The following is a 17,010-nucleotide window of genomic DNA, read 5'->3' on the forward strand; positions in this document are numbered from 1 at the left end:
TGCATAGAATCTCTGCAGGCATCGTCTATATGCCTCATATGATCACCACCTTCCAATCGAATACACGAAAAAAACCGCATCAGTAATCTGTTACAATTACCAGTGCGGTTTCTCTATATTGATCAATCCATTCATTCAACAAGATTTCTCCACACAGGTACAACACCAAAAGCGTTTGTACCTGTGTGGTTTCACAGCTACAAACGCTAACGATCATCGTCCTTATTCATCTGTTGAATTGATATGTATCTCATATGTTTGTCCTCTTTCATAAATTTGATGTACTTGCTTTTCTTACGATTCTATTTCATAATTTACCACTGTTCCTATTCTTTGTCAATATCTTCAACTAGTCTTCCCATTATGACGCCGTCCTTCCATATTGCTCACCTTTTGCTTATTCCTATCCCCACCTAAGATATTGGTTTGTCTAAAACTTGAAAGCTTCTTGTTAATCTTCCACAAGGTAGTTGCACAGGAAGATTGTATTCCTTCCTGTGCAACTTGTTAAGATCCAGATGGTAAAACTCTACTAGATTACCAAGTATAGTTCTGTCAAGCAAGTTACTAAGAGCAAAATTGCTGTCTTTCGTTAACGTAAGTGTAGATTTCTTTACCTGCATCCTCTCCGTATCTCGCTATGAGCTTAGTAATTGCACTTCCAATAATTATACCATCTGCAAGAGTGCAGTATTCCTTAACCTGTTCTTTTGTATGAATACCAAATCCAATTGCAACAGGAGTATTCGTAACTCTACGAATTCTTTCTACAATCTCCCCTACATTGGTCTTGATTTCATTTCGCACACCTGTTACTCCCATGGAGGATACTACATATAAGAATCCTTCTGATTCTTTTGCAATCATTTCAATTCGATCTCCCGAAGTAGGTGCAATCATGGAAACAAGTTTGATTCCATATTCTTTTGTAATTGACGCCAATTCTTCTTTTTCTTCAAATGGCATATCTGGAATAATTAGTCCATCAATCCCTACTGCCTGACAACGTTTGCAAAATCGCTCTTTTCCATAACGGAAGATAGGATTTAGGTATGTTAGAAACACCAATGGGATTTCCGTCTTCTGACGCAGAGAAGCTACCATATCAAATACCCGATCGGTCGTGCAGCCTGCATTAAGTGCACGTATATTCGCTTCCTGTATAACGGACCCTTCTGCAATGGGATCTGAAAACGGAATTCCTATCTCCACCAAGCCAGCTCCTGCCCGTTCCATTTCAAGAATAAATTCCTCTGTCTTGTCTAAGGAAGGATCACCTGCCGTTACAAAACCGATAAATACCTTTTTTTTCTCAAATGCTTTTCCAATTCTACTCATGTAAATCACCCCCCCTATATCTAGCAATTGCAGCTACATCCTTATCTCCACGACCAGACAAACAGCAGATGATGATCTGGTCTTTTTTCATTTTTGGTGCAATTTTCATTACATGCGCTACTGCATGGCAGCTTTCAATTGCTGCAATGATTCCTTCCTGTTTCGCTATGTATTCAAATGCTTTTACAGCTTCATCATCAGTAATCGGTACATATTGTGCTCTTCCTGCATCATGAAGATAGGCATGTTCCGGTCCAATTCCCGGATAATCTAAGCCCGCTGATATAGAGTATACCGGTGCAATCTGGCCATATTCATCTTGACAAAAATAAGATTTCATTCCATGGAAGATTCCTTCGGTACCTGTAGCAATGGTTGCCGCAGTTTCTTTTGTATGAATCCCATGCCCAGCTGCTTCACAACCTATTAATTGAACGTTTTTATCTTTGATAAAGTGATAGAACATTCCCATAGAGTTACTGCCACCCCCGCAGCAAGCCATAACCACGTCAGGAAGTTTCCCCTCTGCTGCTAAAATCTGCTCTTTCGCTTCTCTACTAATAACACTTTGGAAATCTCGAACCATCGTTGGAAATGGATGTGGCCCCATTACAGATCCCAGAACATATAACGTATCATCTACTCGATTTGTCCATTCTCTCATACAGTCATTTACTGCATCTTTTAATGTCATGGTTCCTGTTGTAACAGGGTGAACACGTGCCCCCAATAGTTCCATACGATATACGTTAAGCGCTTGGCGAACGGTGTCTTCTTTTCCCATAAAAATCTCACAATCCAAATCAAGAAGTGCAGCTGCTGTCGCTGTTGCAACGCCATGCTGCCCCGCTCCGGTTTCCGCAATGATCCTCTTCTTTCCCATCTTCTTCGCCAATAATGCCTGCCCCAGTACATTATTGATCTTATGGGAGCCTGTGTGATTCAGATCCTCTCTCTTAAAATAGATCTTCGCTCCGCCCAAATCTTTTGTCATTTTTTCTGCATAATATAAGAGGGAAGGTCTTCCTGCATATTCATTTAATAATGTTGATAATTCCTTTTGAAAAGCTTCATCATTCTTGTAAAACTCATACTCTTTCTCAATTTTGATCAACTCATTCATTAATGTCTCAGGAACATACTGTCCACCATGAATCCCAAATCTCCCTTTACTCATCTTTCGACTCCTTTTCTTCTATAATAATATGTCGTATTAACTAGGCAACCATAAGCGCATAACGCAGTTGTATATATTGCAAATGTCATGTTCGTCCACTAATCAACAGGTTCGAATAATCTCCACAAATTGTTTAATCTTTTCTTCCTCTTTGTACCCATTGGTTTCTAATCCACTACTTGCGTCTATGCCATATGGCTGAACTCTTGCAATTGCTTCTTCCACATTGGATACCGTAATTCCACCAGCTAAAAAGAAAGGTTTCTTCATCTGATGAATCAGATTCCAGTCAAAGGTCTTACCATTCCCCCCTTCACAATCCACCGAATAGGTATCCAACAATAGATATTCACAATCGTAGTCCTGCGCTCTTTTGATATCTTCTGCATCTTTCACACGAACTGCTTTGATGATTCCTTTCTGTTCAGTCTTTAGCAGCTTTCGTAGACAATCAATATATGTCTGGTCTTCCTCTCCATGTAGCTGCGCATATTGAATGACATCTCGATTCAATAAATTCGCTACCTGTTCAACAGGTTGATTCACAAAAACACCAACAGAAAGGATGGTTGGATCTAACGCTTTCCGCAGTTGTTCTGCCTGTTGTGCTGTAACTTGTCGTTTGCTTTTGGCAAATACAAATCCTATGTAATCCGGTTTATAGTTATTCACATACTCCACGTCTTCTTGACGACGTAATCCACAAATCTTTATCTTCGTTGTTGACAAATTCCTCAGCTCCTACTACTTTGTATGAATTCTGTTAATTTTCTTCTTCGATTGGAAGAAGTCATCATTGCCTCTCCTATCAATACACCATCTACACCATTTGCAACTAATTCCTTCACATCTTCTTCTGTCCTAATCCCACTCTCGGAAACAAATAAAATATCCGATGGTACCTTATTTCTTAATCGTATACTATTGTGCATATCTACCTGAAAGGTCTTCAAATTTCTGTTATTCACACCAAGAATACTTACACCTGCTTGTAGAGCACGTTTGACTTCCTCCTCATCATGAACTTCTACCAGTGCCGCTAGATGTAAGGATTCCGCTAATTGCCTATATTCAAGTAATTGTTGATCTGTTAGGATCGAACATATTAGTAAGATTGCACTTGCTCCAATTACCTTTGCTTCATAAATCTGGTATGCATCTACTGTGAAATCTTTTCGTAAAATTGGTAGAGAAACCGTCTTAGAAATCTCCGTCAGATATACATTCTTTCCCTGAAAGTAATCTGGTTCTGTTAATACTGATATGGCACTGGCTCCTGCTGCTTCATAATCCTTGGCAATCTCTAGATAGGGAAATGTACTTGAGATTAATCCTTTTGATGGAGATGCTTTTTTTACCTCGCAGATGAAGGATAACCCTTCTTTTCGCAATGCCTTTTCAAATATATCTCCATTTTCTTGAATAACACAGGCAAGTGCCAGTTGTTTCATTGTTTCTAGGGGGATTGTTTTCTTTTGCTCTCTTACTCGAATCATTGCCTTTTGCGCAATCTCTTCTAATATAGTCAATGTATACTCCCTCCTTGTTATATTGTTTGACTTAACGTAATAAATTGTTCTAATTGCGCTTTCGCTGCTCCACTTGCAATTGTTTGTTTTGCTTTCTCTATAGCTTCGTCCATAGTCAAATCATCGGTAGCAACATAGATGGCTGCCCCTGCATTAAGAATGACCGCATCCGTCTTTGGACCTTTCTCTCCATTTAATATTGCCCTTGCAATGTCTGCATTCTCTGCGGGTTCTCCACCAACCAGCTCTTCTTTTTTACATCTCGTAAAGCCAAACTGTTCTGGCGTGATTGTATAGGAACGAAAACCATCCTTCTTAAACTCACAGACTTTTGTTGGGGCACTCATGGAAATCTCATCAATGCTGTCTTCTCCATAAACAACCATTGCCTTCTTAACCCCAAGGTTTTGTAAAACATGTGCAAGAGGTTCTACCAAATCTGCACTATAGACGCCCAATAGCTGCATACTAGCTCCCGCTGGATTCGCTAGTGGTCCTAATACATTGAACAATGTTCGGATCCCCATTTCTTTTCGAACAGGACCGACAAAACGCATTGCTGTATGATACTTTTGTGCAAATAGAAAGCACATATTGATCTCTTTCAATAGCATGGCGCTCTTTTCCGGTTCAAGGTCAATCTTCACACCTAACGCTTCCAAACAGTCAGCTGTTCCACATTTGCTAGATGCCGCACGGTTTCCATGCTTGGCAACTGGGATTCCCGTTGCCGATACCACGATCGACGCTAAGGTAGAGATATTAAAGGTATTCGAACCATCTCCACCTGTACCTACAATTTCTAATACATCTAGGTCATTGAGGAAACGTTCACAATGCTTTCGCATGACTCTTGCTGCAGCAGTAATCTCCTCGATTGTCTCCCCTTTCATTGCCATTGCCGTTAAGAATGACGACTTCTGGGCATCGGTTGCTTCATTTGTCATAATCTCATTCATAACAGCTTCTGTCATTTCTTCCGTTAGATTTTCCTTCTTAGCCAGTAATGCAATTGCTTCTTTGATCATATTCCTTCTCCTCTCAACTTTTAATATCTAAAAAATTACGAATCATAGTCATTCCCTGTGGCGTTAATATGGACTCTGGATGAAATTGAAGTCCGTACGTATCAAACTTCTTATGTTTTACTGCCATAACTTCGTTTTCTTTGGTTTTTGCAAGAATTATGAGTTCCTCCGGAATAGTATCTTCTACGGCTATTAAAGAATGGTACCTTGCAACGAGAAGTTGTTTTGGTAAATCCTTAAAAATCTTACAGCTTTGCTCTACTTCAATCTCTGATTGTTTCCCATGCATTAGATGCTCTGCATAGGAAATGGTTGCTCCGAATTCCTGACAGATTGCCTGATGTCCAAGACATACGCCAAGGATTGGTACCTTGCCTGTGAAGTAACGAATTACTTTTCTACAGATTCCTGCATCTTCTGGTCTACCAGGTCCAGGAGAAACAATAATATGAGAAGGTTTCATATGTGCAATCTCCTCAACCGTTCTTTCATCATTTCGTATTACACAGATTTCTGAATCAAGTGTTCCAATTAATTGATATAGATTATAAGAAAAACTATCATAATTATCGATCAATACGATCATACTACCCCTCCTCACTAGATTTTCTTCTGCCCTTCTTCTATTGCATTAATCACCGCTCTTGCCTTATTCATACATTCCATAAATTCCTTTTCCGGTACACTGTCTGCTACAATTCCAGCACCTGAACGTATAAATACTTTCCCGTTCTTCTTATAGGCAATCCGTATAGCAATGCAAGTATCCATATTTCCTGTAAAATCCAGATATCCAATGGCTCCTCCATAGATACCACGTTTGTTATCCTCTAGTTCATTAATAATCTCCATTGCTCGAATCTTAGGAGCTCCTGATAAGGTTCCTGCTGGCAATACGGCATCGATGGCATCAATATTGCTAAATGGTTCCTGTATCGTTGAGGCTACAGTGGAACCAATATGCATCACATGGGAGAATCGCTGAATCTCCATATATTTCTCCACTTGTACCGAACCAAACTTACTGATCTTTCCTAGATCATTGCGTCCTAGATCCACTAACATATTGTGTTCTGCTCGTTCTTTCTCATCTGCTAGTAATTCTTTCTCTAACATCGCATCTTCTTTCAAACTTTTTCCTCTTGGTCTCGTTCCGGCCAAAGGGAAAGTATGCAAGGTCCCCTGTTCCAATTTCACCAAAGTCTCCGGTGATGCTCCTGCCACTTCCATATCATCACTACTAAAATAAAACATATATGGAGAAGGATTCGTCGTACGAAGATAACGATAAGCATTAAGTAAGCTGCCTTCATAATTTGCTTCTAATCGATTAGACAGTACCACTTGAAAGATATCCCCTTCATAGATATACCGTTTTGCCTTCTCCACCATCTCGCAGTATGCATCTTTTGAAAACAGTGGAACAAATTCTGATGTTTTCCTCCCTGGTGCTTCCATTAATTTATCTCCGGTCTTGATTAGGTTCACCATTTCATTTAGTTCTTTTTCACATCTGGTATAATCCTCTTCTAGATTTGCTACATTTGCATTGGCAATTACATATATCTTCTGTTTCACATTATCAAATGCTATGACTTTGTCGAATAACATAAGATCCACATCACAAAACTGTTCTTCATCATTGGCAGTCATTTTCAATTTTGGTTCCTTGTATTTGGCATAATCATAAGCAAAATATCCAACCAATCCTCCTGTAAACGTTGGTAGCTCCTCAATTCTTGGACTGGTATATTGACTGAGTATCCTCTTAATACATTCTCCAGGATCTCCTTTTTCCATTTTCTCTTTCTGTTCATTCCTAATATGGATCATTCCGTCTTTACAGGTAATTTCCATCTTTGGATCATATCCAAGATACGTATATCTCCCCCAGATTTCCTGATTTTCTACACTCTCAAGTAGGTAACAGTGCCTGCTTACTTTCTTTAGCGCTTGTAATACTTCAATTGGTGTGCGTACATCTGCTAAAATTTCCGTATAGATGGGAACGACTTGAAATCCTTTTGCACATTCCTTTGCCTGCGTTATTGTAATCATACTTTCCTTCCTTTCTTATACTGGTTAATTATTACGTTGCTCCATCTCGCTATGAGGAGAGTGTAATCAAAGGGGACAAGACCTAAAGATCCATAAAAAAGTATAAAAAAACGCCCCTGATTATTGCATATACAATAATCAAGGACGGTTATAATTACATTATACCGCGGTGCCACCTTGAGTTCATGGTTTCCCACACACTTAGCGAAATACTATCATATTCCCGGCAACTGACGTATGCCCACACGTCATGGAATACTAGGAGTAACTACTCTTTTCACCATGCCCTCGGTGGTCCATTTAATGAACTGCATCTCTGTAAGGCTCTCACCCTCCCTCACTCTCTGTAAGCGCATCTTTCATTTTTATCTCCACCTCAACGGTTTCAACCATATTTAGTTTTGAATTGGTAATTGAGTTATATTATACACAACTGATAGGAAATGTCAATTGGTTTTCTAAAAATTTTCTTTTCCAATGTAAAGAGTTAATATTCTAAAGTTTTTCGTGCTTTTCTGACAAGCGCCGGTTGCTATGTTCCGTTGAATCCTTTGTTTTGAATACATTTGTTAGACAATTCAAATTCATAAATTAACACATACATTATTATACAAAACTCAGAATAAAACGTTACCGTTTTTGATTACTCTTTTACTACATTCTTTGACAATGTTCACAATAATAAATTGTTCCTCCAAGATAACTTCCTTTGTGCAGTTCATATCCACATTGCGGACATGGTGTCCAGACTGTTTTCTTACTAAGCCACGTTTGGTATGTTCCTTCAACTCCAAAAAGGTCCTTTTCTGTATCTCGTCCACCTTTCTGGCACATCTCTTTCACTGTATCACGTAGACAGGTATATAATTTCTTTAATTCTTCCTCAGAAACCGTTGCCATGTCGCATTTTGGGTGAAGTCCAGCATGGTAGAGAATATCCTGCAAGGTTCCATTTCCAATTCCGGGGAAACGTTGTTGAGTTCCTAAGAAGGCTTTTGCAGACACTTTTTTCCCCCCTGATTGGTTATAGATCTGTTTAAAATACGCATATGTAAAGCGATCATCTAATGGAGAAGGTTTTTCCTTTGAACCGATATAATAGTCTCCATCATAGGTTCCTTCTTCGAATATTCCCACTGCACCATACATCTGAACCGATACACTAATAGCTGTATCATCATCAAAGATCATCATAAACTGATGCTTCTTTGGAAATTTCTTCGAATTATCATAGTAGCGAGGATACGCTCCGTCAGAAAATGTAACTCGAACCGTCTCTAATTCCAGTTCAATAATTCCTCCATATTGCTTCGCACCTGTTACTTGCTTTCCTTCTAAAAGTTCTTCAAACGTTTCCCGCTCTCCCCAGAACCACATAAACTTGTGAGGACTATGCAGTACAACAATCTCACTTACAATCTTTCCTACCAGTGATTTTCTCATTTGTTCTGCTATAGTATAGCTTTCTGCGATTTCTAACATAAATAATATCACCTTGCCTCTCTATAAAAGATACTCCCCTTGAATAGTCTTTTATGTACATAGTCTTACATTGTGGGATATTCTAATTTTGCAAATCCACATTATATCTAACTTAGCGTCTAAACTGAGCATTCTTCGTCCCCAAGCAAAATGGACAGATATCTCTACATGTATGACATTTGATCCGCCAGTCTCCCTCTCCAACCGATCCAAATGCATAATTCCAACACGCCATTTGGTTCATTTCCTGCGATTGCAGGGCGGATGCAGGGCAAGCTTCCACGCATAAATTGCAATCGTTACAAATCGGCTCCTTACAAAGTGGATCTGCTTCTAGCTTTGCTTCTGTTAAGATGACACTTAACCAAACCATATTGCCGTATTCTGGCGTCAACAGCAATGTATTTCTCCCAATCACACCCAAACCTGCTGCCTGTGCGCAATGTTTTCCTGATACAATGTTACGATGTCGCCCCGTTACTTCATCATATTCACTTGGTCCATTTGTTCCCGTAGGAACAGCTAGAATCCCCTTCTCCTCCATAATTGTACAAAAGTCGACTGCCATCTTATCCATACGATCCGATAACACATTCCGTACAATCGTATAAGGGATTGTTGTGTTACATGCTAATGTTCCTGACAAAAAGCGCTTGGCAAATACAATAACGGATTCACAACTTGGTAAAACATCTCTTGGATGAAACCCTTTTGGTGCTTCATCAAAACGATCCATACTTGCTATACCACATAGATCTGCTCCTAATTCCTTTAACGTTTCTTTCACATAACTAGCATCAATATCTGTATTATTCCTCGTTTCTACCATTCTATATCCCCCCTTCTATTTCGTTTATAGACTCCTACAAAAACGGAACCTGATATAAAATAGTATACCATATAAACCTGACACCCTGTGTCATATATATCGAATCTTTTCCCCTATTCTTCAATCTTTACTTGGTAATAATACATTTGTTTTGCAACCTTTATCTCCGCAACACATAACAAAAGCTGACCTTCGTGTAGGATAATATAAAATTATTCACGACAAGCCAGCTTTTATTTCTTTATTCCATTGTCTTCTCTACAATACGGTCAGCAGGTAGTCCCTTCTTTTTATTCGCAATGAATAAGATTACTGCAATAATCACAAAGAATATGGAGATGAATTGAGATGTTGATAGGAAACCAACTGCTCCACGTTCATCATCTCGCAGGAATTCAATAAGAAACCGTCCAATTCCATAAAGTGCAAGATACATTGCCGCGGTATCCCCTTTGTATTTTGCTTTCTTCGCAAATAGAATCAACACTCCGGCAATAACAAAATCCCCTGCTGCGGAAAATAACTGCGTTGGTAATAGTTTTACACCAGTTGGTGCCATACTATTTGCAGGGAATTCCACACCTAAGAAACAATCGGTTTCACTACCATAACAACAACCTGCCATAAAACAACCAATACGTCCAAACCCTTGGGCAATGGATATGGAAGGCATAACAATATCAAAATAACTTGAAAATCTTACTTTTTTATGTATGCAGTAGAACATACATAATAAAACTCCAGATATGATTCCTCCATATACAACAAATCCTTCTGAACCTAGTACTTCCAATGGATTTTCCAAGAAGTCTTTGAAGCTTACAATTACGAATAACAATTTTGCTCCAATAAATCCGCCAATAATTGCTATCAATGCAATATCTATAATGATCTCTTGTTCCAATCCATATCGTTTGGCACGGTACATTGCAACCAAAACAGCTAATAAGAACCCAATGGCTATCATTAATCCATAACCATGAATCGTAAGACCACCAATGGTTACGATATCTTTTAACATAGTAATCTCCTTCGTTTTTCAGCGCATGCTTCTCTTTCACATCACGGCGATATTTTGATATATTCTAACTCTTATAATGTCTGGATAAACTCCTTATCACCCTAGCATTATAACATTGCCATTATATCACATTTCTTATGAGTATGCATTCCCTATAAACGATCGGTTTGGTAATTTCTATAGTTTTCTTCGTTCTCCACTTATAACCAGTAAGCACTTGATGCACCATTGCCTTCCAAAAACATTAACTGTAATACTTTAACGATTCGATTTTCTTAAGATTCGAATAAAGCAGATAATCTGAATTACACAAACGGTACTACCAACCAACTTTTCAAACCAGGTCTTTCCCATAAGGTTCATAATTATATTAATACTAAAATAAATAGTAAAGATTCGTAAAACCCAGTCAGTTACTTTTTTGCATCGAACATGTTCTATTATTCCTGAAGATATCGCAATCGCAAATGCTAATATAACCTGTACAACAATGCTAAATCCCGCTAATGGGACAGCCTTTTCATAACTTGACAGACGTCCTCCTCCAATGACCGTGTATGGAATTACTTTTGCAATAACGAACACCTCAATTAACGTTATAAGTAAATCTGCAATTATTGCAATTATTCCACATGTTTTTTTTGACATATGTAAAACTCCCTTCTTTGTTTTTTGTGTTTTTTCTTTGTAATATTCTTTGTTCTCTTCTTTGTGTTATCTTCCCTACTCCTACTCTTTACATCTCTCATACAACTTATGGTACCATTCTATTTCAAAACAGATTGAGTCCATCCCGTACTTCAATATTTCCATTTGATACTGATAGATTTCCTCCGTTAGTTCCTGTAATGTACGATTATCACATATTTTCTTTATACCCTCTCCATTCCATTCATCCTGTTGCATGGTATCTCTTGCCTGTGCTAATATCATCTCTGTATTCTCCGTAGTAAGTTTCCATAACCCCCGTAACTGATCATACGCCTCTTGAAGATCTGTTATATACTCCCTAATTAACTCTTTCCTTTTTTCTTTTGGTGCAAGCCCAAGAAAATACACCTTGCTCAACTCCATATTCTTTACTTTTGTGTAGTCCATTGGATGCCCCAACCATTGTAAAAATTCTTCTCTCCCCAGTTCTGTAATATAATAAAGCTTTTTCTTTTCCTTTTCCTGATATGCAATACAGCCCTTCTCCAATAATTTACGTATTGCTGTATGAATACTTCCTGAACTATTGCTACACATTGTATCAAAATTTCTGCAAATTGCTCTCTTCAGATCATATGCAGACATGCCTCGCAGCATCAGTAATCCCAGAATAATCTTTTCCATCTTTACTTCTCCTCTTGTATCTATAGGTCTAATAGACCCACTATTTTATATGTATATAATAAGTCTATTAGACCCATTTTGTCAACTAGAAATATAGGAATATATCGTCGGTCCTACCTTCCTATGTAATTCCCATAAAAAATTCCATAAAAAAAGAATTGCCATAAACTAAGCAATTCCTTTTTCTCATAAAATAAGAACAGATCTATAATACACTATATTCTGTATTACGTTCATTTTCATAACGAAATTAACAAAGAATCAAAACGTTAAAAGTACATATCCAGATATGATTTTAGCAAAGCCGCTGCATTTTCTTTTTTATCGAAGAAAAATGCTGTCATATGATAATTTTCCAGTATATTGTTAATATCCTTTGGAAGAGCGCCACATAGTTCACACCCCACAAAGATAGACTCTTCAATCAAAAATAGTCGCTGGATTGCTTCTTTCTTATACAACTTATAGTGTTCTTCCATGCGTTTGGCAATTTGTTCAAACCGATTGTATAACCATTTTTTATAATTGATCACCTCTTGTAAATCAACATTTTTTTCTAGGATTACACCTCGTATGGAACACAAGCGGATATAGAGTTCATGTTCTTCTATTACTTCAACCAATTCCTCTAGAATCAATTGATGGAAACTTTCTTTATCCCTCTTTTGATCCTGCTCCATTCTCTGTTCCATACGTATCAATCTACTTTCATATTCTCGCATTAATAATCGAAGGAATAACATCTCTTTTGTTTTAAAATAAACAAATAATATTCCATTTGATATTCCCAATGCTTTTGCAATTTCCGACATTTTTATATTAGCAAAATCTTGTTTTTCAAACATTAATGCCGTCATATCTAATATTTCTTTTGATTTTAGTTCCTTCTCCGCATCGCTTCTTGCCCTCTTAGCCACCGTAATAACTCCTATTTACTCATAATTTTCTGTATAATCTTATCAAACATACGATCAGAAACCACACGTTTGATACATACCGATAGTTTAGCACCATAGCCAATAAGATATCTTGTTTTTGGTTTTTTGGAAAGAACCGCTTTACGTATCGCATTCGATATTACTTCTGGTTTTGATATAGAATCTGAGTTGTAGGATTGTCTTAAATAATTCACCACTCTTTTTGCCTGTGCAGCGTACGCTCCTTTTGCAGAAGATTCTTCTAAATGATCTGCTGCAATAATTCCCCAATCTGTCTTAATTGCACCTGGCTCAATTAACACTACATCAATACCAAATGGTTTTGTTTCCATTCGAAGACAGTCAGAAAAACCTTCAACCGCATATTTGGTTGCATGATACCAGGCTCCAAAAGGAGTACTTACACGTCCCGCCATAGAAGAAATGTTTATGATTTTACCACTTTGTTGTTTTCGCATCATCGGTAATACCAGCTGTGTCATGCGTGCCAATCCAAATAGATTTACTTCTAATTGTTTTCTAGCTTCTTCAATTGTTACATCTTCTACAGCACCATAATATCCATATCCTGCATTATTAATAAGCACATCAATCCTGCCTGCTTGTTTTCTAATCCACTCCACACAAGCAATCATGGATTCCTCTTTGGTGACATCAAGTGAAACTACTTTTATTCCATGTTTTTTAAGATCCTCCATTCGCTCCACACGACGTGCTGCAGCAAATACCTGATACCCTTCCCTCTGTAAAACAATTGCTGTATCTTTTCCTATACCTGATGAAGCACCTGTAATCAATACAACTTTCTTACTCATACACTTCTTCCTTTCTTATTTACCTTTTTCTATTCCTACTCTCAATTTGTATATGCCAACTTTTCTGTCTTTCCTACAACGTATTCTAACAATACATGTGTGTCTTTATTCAAGTACAACTAGAAGAGCTATATAATTGACTCTGAGTCAATTATATAGCTCTTCTTATTCTTTTGTCAACGTACATTGTCATGATTTTTTACAGAATCCTTCTGATCACTGACAAGAATAACTATATTTATTTTAGTAGCCCCTGATTTCTTGCATAATATTCTTATATCACTTACAATCATATATTGAACAGATTAATGTTTTTACTAGCTTATTAAAGCTAGAAGTAAGAAAGGGGTTAACATAATCATATGATTACCATTAGAAAATTTAATGAACAGGATTTAGATGCTATTCAACAGATTCACTTTATGTCTTGGCTTCAGCTACAATGGCAAAAAGATTTTCATGGGGAGGATGCTTTTGTTGCTGTTGATGACTCAAATCAAGTGGTTGGTGTTGCTGCTCTCTCTTATAGTGCAACATGGTACTATATAGATCGTCCAGTTACACATATCCCAGATTTTCAGATGAACTTGGAGTATCACGTAAAAGAAGATCATCCACAAACAGAGCAGATTAAGCTACAACTCTTAACAACAATGAAAGAACATTTTGCTACATACAAAAAAAAGTATCCCGACCGTACCATCTCCATGCGCTGTTGGTGTGAAGACTCTTCTATAGCGGATATGAGTTTTCTTCTAAAAAATGGACTTTATGCGCACTGTGTAACACCTGTTTTAGCATTTGATCTAACCAAAGACATTCCAAACTACTCCATACCTTCTTCCATTGAGATTGGTATTCATTCCTTTGAGGGAAATGGAATGAAACAATATCTTCAAGCCAACGAAATGGGGTTTGATCAAGTACAAGACAGCGAACAAGAACTATGGTTTCGTTTGGGTGGAGAAACAACGAAAGTATTTACTGCCAAAGATGGCGAACAAGTAATCTCAAGTACTACCGTTTGGGGTATGGGAGAGGGACGAAGTGCCACAGAAAACATCTTTACAATTCCTGCCTACCGTCATAAGAATATTGCACGTGCAACTCTTTCAACTGCATTGCAATATTTAAAAGAAAATGGCGAAAAGCAGGCTTCCTTGACCGTACTTGGTACGAATCGACCTGCTCTCGCCATGTATTATAGCATGGGTTATGAACTCATCTATAACTTAATTGAGATGCGTTACACGCTTTAACCTTATTTTGCATTACCTAGATTTTTTACTACTTCACTAGCCATGATTAAGCCAGCTACTGATGGAACAAAGGATAAACTACCTGGGATATCTCTTCGGTCAGTACATTTTCTCTGTGCACCAGGTGGACAGATACAGTGATTTCGACAACTGATTGACATATCCTCCATTGGTCTAGTTGGCTTTTCTTTTGAATAAACAACAGTAAGAGAACGAACGCCTCGTTTCTTTAATTCTTTTCGCATCACTTTAGCCAATGGACAAACCGACGTTTTATAGATATCAGATACCTCAAATTGCGTTGGATCTAATTTATTCCCCGCACCCATACAACTGATCACAGGTACTCCAGCTTCTTTTGCTCGTAAAATAATATCCAATTTGGCTGTTACTGTATCTACTGCATCCACGACGTACGAATAAGAAGAGAAATCAAACTCTTTCGCTGTCTCTGGAAGATAGAAACATTTATGAACCACAACCTCAGCTTTTGGATTAATTGATAGAATTCGTTCTTTCATCACATCTACTTTATATTGCCCAACCGTCTTTCTTGTTGCTATGATCTGACGGTTAATATTGGTTAGACACACCTTGTCATCATCAATCAGTTCGAAAAAACCAACCCCACTTCGTGCAAGTGCTTCTACTGTATAACCTCCAACACCACCAATGCCAAAGATTGCGACTCTTGCCTTTGCTAATGTGTGCATATGTTCTTCCCCAAGTAATAATTGGGTTCTTGAAAATTCGTTTAACATAGTATCCTTCCTTACTCATAAGCTATAAACTGTTTCGCCCCTTTTTAAATCTATGAGGTTCCTGCTTCATCTTAATTAACATGCTGCTTTTCTGCTTTTGTTTCATATTAAAGCTATATGAATTATATGATAGCTTGTGAAAAATACTTTGTCAACTCCTGTTCCATGTATTTAGCAAGATAACTGCTCTTTTACTTTTGTTAACCGTTCCTGAAATTCTTCGTAAAAATGCTCTTGTCCATATGGCGCAAGATAAAATAACTGTAGAACAACCATGGAAAGCTGTTTCCGTACTTGGTCTTCTTTCGCTTCAACCATTTTCTTTTGAATATCTTTCAAAAAATAGTGCCAGTTGTTTACAAACTCTTGGTTTTTCCCTAGATCAGGTGTATCAATCCATTTGCTCAATTTAACTTTTGTTTTATTGGACTTAACGCACTCATTAACCTGTAGGATATAAGAAAAACTTCCTTCTTCATAGTATCGTCCCAAGGGAAAGATTCGACAAAAACCTGGGCGATGTGAATGAATCTTACATCTTCCTTCTTCATTAAGAAAGACACACTGTTCCTTTTCACCAACCATCCTCAAATTCGGCAAGATTACTCCATCCACCAGATTCAATTCTACTGTATCACTTAATAGTTCTTCAAAACTACGTTGTAAACGGACACTTAATCGGTGAATATCCAAGGGATCCAAAACAAGAGATTTCCCCATTCCCTGACAACAGGCTGAACAACCTTTACAGTCTCCACAACCGACTTTTACCATATCTTGCAATCCATAAAATCGACCATCCGATATTTCTTCCAGCTTACAGTTTCTTATCATAACAATTCCTCTACTCGTCTCTACTTTCATTTTTGTTTTGCCATACCATTGCATACCGAAATTCTTCTTCATCAAATATATGAAATCCGCATTTTTCATACAGCTTAATGGCAACGGTATTCATTTTATAAACTCCAAGTGCTACAAGACCAATATTCTTATCTCTTGCTTCCTGTTTCACCAATTCCATCAGTTCTGTTCCATATCCTTTACCACGTTGGTCAGCCTTGACATTTATCAGTGCCAATAATAGATACTCTTCTTCTGTTCGTACAGTTGTCCACAAAGCGCCAACTTCGTTGCCCTTTTCATCCACATATTTTCGAATCGTATTGTTCTTTGTGTGTATACCTTCTGGTAGAAGTACATCAATGTCTTCCATAGCTTGCTTAACGCAAGCTTCCCGATCCTCTCGTTCTTTTCCCTCTAATTCCTCTATTCCAAAACTTGAGGTTTCTCTGATGTATGTCTGCAATTCTTCGTATGTCATATCTACTTGTGATAACATAATTTTCTCACTTTCTGCGTTCTCTGCGGTCCTCTGCATTCTATGATTCTACGCTTTCTTCATAAAATGCTTTTTATCTCACTCTTAATTAGACACAC

19 protein-coding genes are annotated in these 17,010 nt (G+C 37.8%); 1 reads left to right on the plus strand and 18 read right to left on the minus strand.

The features are described 5' to 3' along the window. Positions 1-79 precede the first annotated feature (79 nt). The 15 genes from HBB17_RS02695 to HBB17_RS02765 all read right to left on the minus strand — a co-directional run bounded on the left by HBB17_RS02695 (position 80) and on the right by HBB17_RS02765 (position 13,550). A complete protein-coding gene (locus HBB17_RS02695; protein ID WP_167955546.1) occupies positions 80-217 on the minus strand; it encodes a hypothetical protein in 138 nt (45 codons plus the stop codon). 350 nt (positions 218-567) lie between these two features. Beyond that, on the minus strand, positions 568-1,338 hold the full coding sequence (trpA, locus tag HBB17_RS02700) for a tryptophan synthase subunit alpha (protein ID WP_167955548.1): 771 nt from the start codon (positions 1,336-1,338) through the stop codon (positions 568-570). Next, a complete protein-coding gene (gene trpB / locus HBB17_RS02705; protein ID WP_167955550.1) occupies positions 1,331-2,515 on the minus strand; it encodes a tryptophan synthase subunit beta in 1,185 nt (394 codons plus the stop codon). Before trpB ends, trpA begins: the two co-directional genes overlap by 8 nt. A gap of 102 nt (positions 2,516-2,617) precedes the next feature. Next, complete coding sequence (locus HBB17_RS02710) at positions 2,618-3,244, minus strand: phosphoribosylanthranilate isomerase (RefSeq protein WP_167955552.1); 627 nt, start codon at positions 3,242-3,244, stop codon at positions 2,618-2,620. Between the two features lie 5 nt (positions 3,245-3,249). Then, complete coding sequence (trpC, locus tag HBB17_RS02715; RefSeq protein ID WP_167955554.1) at positions 3,250-4,044, minus strand: indole-3-glycerol phosphate synthase TrpC; 795 nt, start codon at positions 4,042-4,044, stop codon at positions 3,250-3,252. A gap of 17 nt (positions 4,045-4,061) precedes the next feature. Beyond that, entirely contained in the window at positions 4,062-5,072 is a 1,011-nt protein-coding gene (gene trpD / locus HBB17_RS02720; RefSeq protein WP_167955556.1) for an anthranilate phosphoribosyltransferase, read from the minus strand. A gap of 13 nt (positions 5,073-5,085) precedes the next feature. Next, positions 5,086-5,658 carry an anthranilate synthase component II gene (locus HBB17_RS02725; protein ID WP_167955558.1) on the minus strand — a complete coding sequence of 191 codons (573 nt, stop codon included), beginning with the start codon at positions 5,656-5,658 and terminating at the stop codon, positions 5,086-5,088. Between the two features lie 14 nt (positions 5,659-5,672). Further along, positions 5,673-7,130 carry an anthranilate synthase component I gene (gene trpE, locus HBB17_RS02730; RefSeq protein ID WP_167955560.1) on the minus strand — a complete coding sequence of 486 codons (1,458 nt, stop codon included), beginning with the start codon at positions 7,128-7,130 and terminating at the stop codon, positions 5,673-5,675. A 654-nt stretch (positions 7,131-7,784) separates the two neighbouring features. Further along, on the minus strand, positions 7,785-8,612 hold the full coding sequence (locus tag HBB17_RS02735; RefSeq protein WP_167955562.1) for an endonuclease VIII: 828 nt from the start codon (positions 8,610-8,612) through the stop codon (positions 7,785-7,787). 112 nt (positions 8,613-8,724) lie between these two features. Further along, on the minus strand, positions 8,725-9,441 hold the full coding sequence (locus HBB17_RS02740; RefSeq protein WP_207717315.1) for an epoxyqueuosine reductase: 717 nt from the start codon (positions 9,439-9,441) through the stop codon (positions 8,725-8,727). A 241-nt stretch (positions 9,442-9,682) separates the two neighbouring features. After that, entirely contained in the window at positions 9,683-10,462 is a 780-nt protein-coding gene (locus HBB17_RS02745) for a prolipoprotein diacylglyceryl transferase (protein WP_167955564.1), read from the minus strand. A gap of 258 nt (positions 10,463-10,720) precedes the next feature. Then, entirely contained in the window at positions 10,721-11,110 is a 390-nt protein-coding gene (locus HBB17_RS02750; protein ID WP_167955566.1) for a hypothetical protein, read from the minus strand. 81 nt (positions 11,111-11,191) lie between these two features. Beyond that, a complete protein-coding gene (locus HBB17_RS02755) occupies positions 11,192-11,797 on the minus strand; it encodes a PadR family transcriptional regulator (RefSeq protein ID WP_167955568.1) in 606 nt (201 codons plus the stop codon). Positions 11,798-12,066: 269 nt separating this feature from the next. Continuing rightward, positions 12,067-12,714, minus strand: coding sequence for a TetR/AcrR family transcriptional regulator (locus HBB17_RS02760; protein WP_167955570.1), 648 nt, complete (start codon positions 12,712-12,714; stop codon positions 12,067-12,069). 11 nt (positions 12,715-12,725) lie between these two features. Continuing rightward, the gene (locus HBB17_RS02765) at positions 12,726-13,550 is read right to left on the minus strand and encodes an oxidoreductase (RefSeq protein ID WP_167955572.1); all 825 of its coding nucleotides are present in this window, start codon (positions 13,548-13,550) and stop codon (positions 12,726-12,728) included. A 362-nt stretch (positions 13,551-13,912) separates the two neighbouring features. On the opposite strand from HBB17_RS02765, the gene HBB17_RS02770 reads away from it, so the two are divergent. Then, positions 13,913-14,809: a GNAT family N-acetyltransferase gene (locus HBB17_RS02770; RefSeq protein ID WP_167955574.1), complete on the plus strand. Its 897-nt coding sequence runs from the start codon at positions 13,913-13,915 to the stop codon at positions 14,807-14,809. A 2-nt stretch (positions 14,810-14,811) separates the two neighbouring features. Here the strand turns inward: HBB17_RS02770 and HBB17_RS02775 are convergent, their stop codons facing one another. The 3 genes from HBB17_RS02775 to HBB17_RS02785 form a co-directional block, all read right to left on the minus strand. Further along, positions 14,812-15,570 carry a tRNA threonylcarbamoyladenosine dehydratase gene (locus HBB17_RS02775; RefSeq protein WP_167955576.1) on the minus strand — a complete coding sequence of 253 codons (759 nt, stop codon included), beginning with the start codon at positions 15,568-15,570 and terminating at the stop codon, positions 14,812-14,814. A gap of 171 nt (positions 15,571-15,741) precedes the next feature. Beyond that, a complete protein-coding gene (locus HBB17_RS02780; protein ID WP_167955642.1) occupies positions 15,742-16,404 on the minus strand; it encodes a YkgJ family cysteine cluster protein in 663 nt (220 codons plus the stop codon). Positions 16,405-16,414: 10 nt separating this feature from the next. Next, positions 16,415-16,951 (minus strand): GNAT family N-acetyltransferase, encoded by a 537-nt coding sequence (locus HBB17_RS02785; protein WP_167955578.1) that lies wholly within the window; start codon positions 16,949-16,951, stop codon positions 16,415-16,417. Between the last annotated feature and the right edge of the window lie 59 nt (positions 16,952-17,010).

This window comes from Anaerosporobacter faecicola (genome assembly GCF_012070565.1).
GTDB classification, from domain to species: domain Bacteria; phylum Bacillota; class Clostridia; order Lachnospirales; family Lachnospiraceae; genus Anaerosporobacter; species Anaerosporobacter faecicola.

What these genes read in the sequence shown, in the direction of transcription:
- HBB17_RS02695 (WP_167955546.1), bottom strand. Translation starts at nt 217, where the DNA reads ATGATCGTTAGCGTTTGTAGCTGTGAAACCACACAGGTACAAACGCTT.
- trpA (WP_167955548.1), bottom strand. Translation starts at nt 1,338, where the DNA reads ATGAGTAGAATTGGAAAAGCATTTGAGAAAAAAAAGGTATTTATCGGT.
- trpB (WP_167955550.1), bottom strand. Translation starts at nt 2,515, where the DNA reads ATGAGTAAAGGGAGATTTGGGATTCATGGTGGACAGTATGTTCCTGAG.
- trpD (WP_167955556.1), bottom strand. Translation starts at nt 5,072, where the DNA reads ATGATCAAAGAAGCAATTGCATTACTGGCTAAGAAGGAAAATCTAACG.
- HBB17_RS02725 (WP_167955558.1), bottom strand. Translation starts at nt 5,658, where the DNA reads ATGATCGTATTGATCGATAATTATGATAGTTTTTCTTATAATCTATAT.
- trpE (WP_167955560.1), bottom strand. Translation starts at nt 7,130, where the DNA reads ATGATTACAATAACGCAGGCAAAGGAATGTGCAAAAGGATTTCAAGTC.
- HBB17_RS02735 (WP_167955562.1), bottom strand. Translation starts at nt 8,612, where the DNA reads ATGTTAGAAATCGCAGAAAGCTATACTATAGCAGAACAAATGAGAAAA.
- HBB17_RS02740 (WP_207717315.1), bottom strand. Translation starts at nt 9,441, where the DNA reads ATGGTAGAAACGAGGAATAATACAGATATTGATGCTAGTTATGTGAAA.
- HBB17_RS02745 (WP_167955564.1), bottom strand. Translation starts at nt 10,462, where the DNA reads ATGTTAAAAGATATCGTAACCATTGGTGGTCTTACGATTCATGGTTAT.
- HBB17_RS02750 (WP_167955566.1), bottom strand. Translation starts at nt 11,110, where the DNA reads ATGTCAAAAAAAACATGTGGAATAATTGCAATAATTGCAGATTTACTT.
- HBB17_RS02755 (WP_167955568.1), bottom strand. Translation starts at nt 11,797, where the DNA reads ATGGAAAAGATTATTCTGGGATTACTGATGCTGCGAGGCATGTCTGCA.
- HBB17_RS02765 (WP_167955572.1), bottom strand. Translation starts at nt 13,550, where the DNA reads ATGAGTAAGAAAGTTGTATTGATTACAGGTGCTTCATCAGGTATAGGA.
- HBB17_RS02770 (WP_167955574.1), top strand. Translation starts at nt 13,913, where the DNA reads ATGATTACCATTAGAAAATTTAATGAACAGGATTTAGATGCTATTCAA.
- HBB17_RS02775 (WP_167955576.1), bottom strand. Translation starts at nt 15,570, where the DNA reads ATGTTAAACGAATTTTCAAGAACCCAATTATTACTTGGGGAAGAACAT.
- HBB17_RS02780 (WP_167955642.1), bottom strand. Translation starts at nt 16,404, where the DNA reads ATGATAAGAAACTGTAAGCTGGAAGAAATATCGGATGGTCGATTTTAT.
- HBB17_RS02785 (WP_167955578.1), bottom strand. Translation starts at nt 16,951, where the DNA reads ATGCAGAGGACCGCAGAGAACGCAGAAAGTGAGAAAATTATGTTATCA.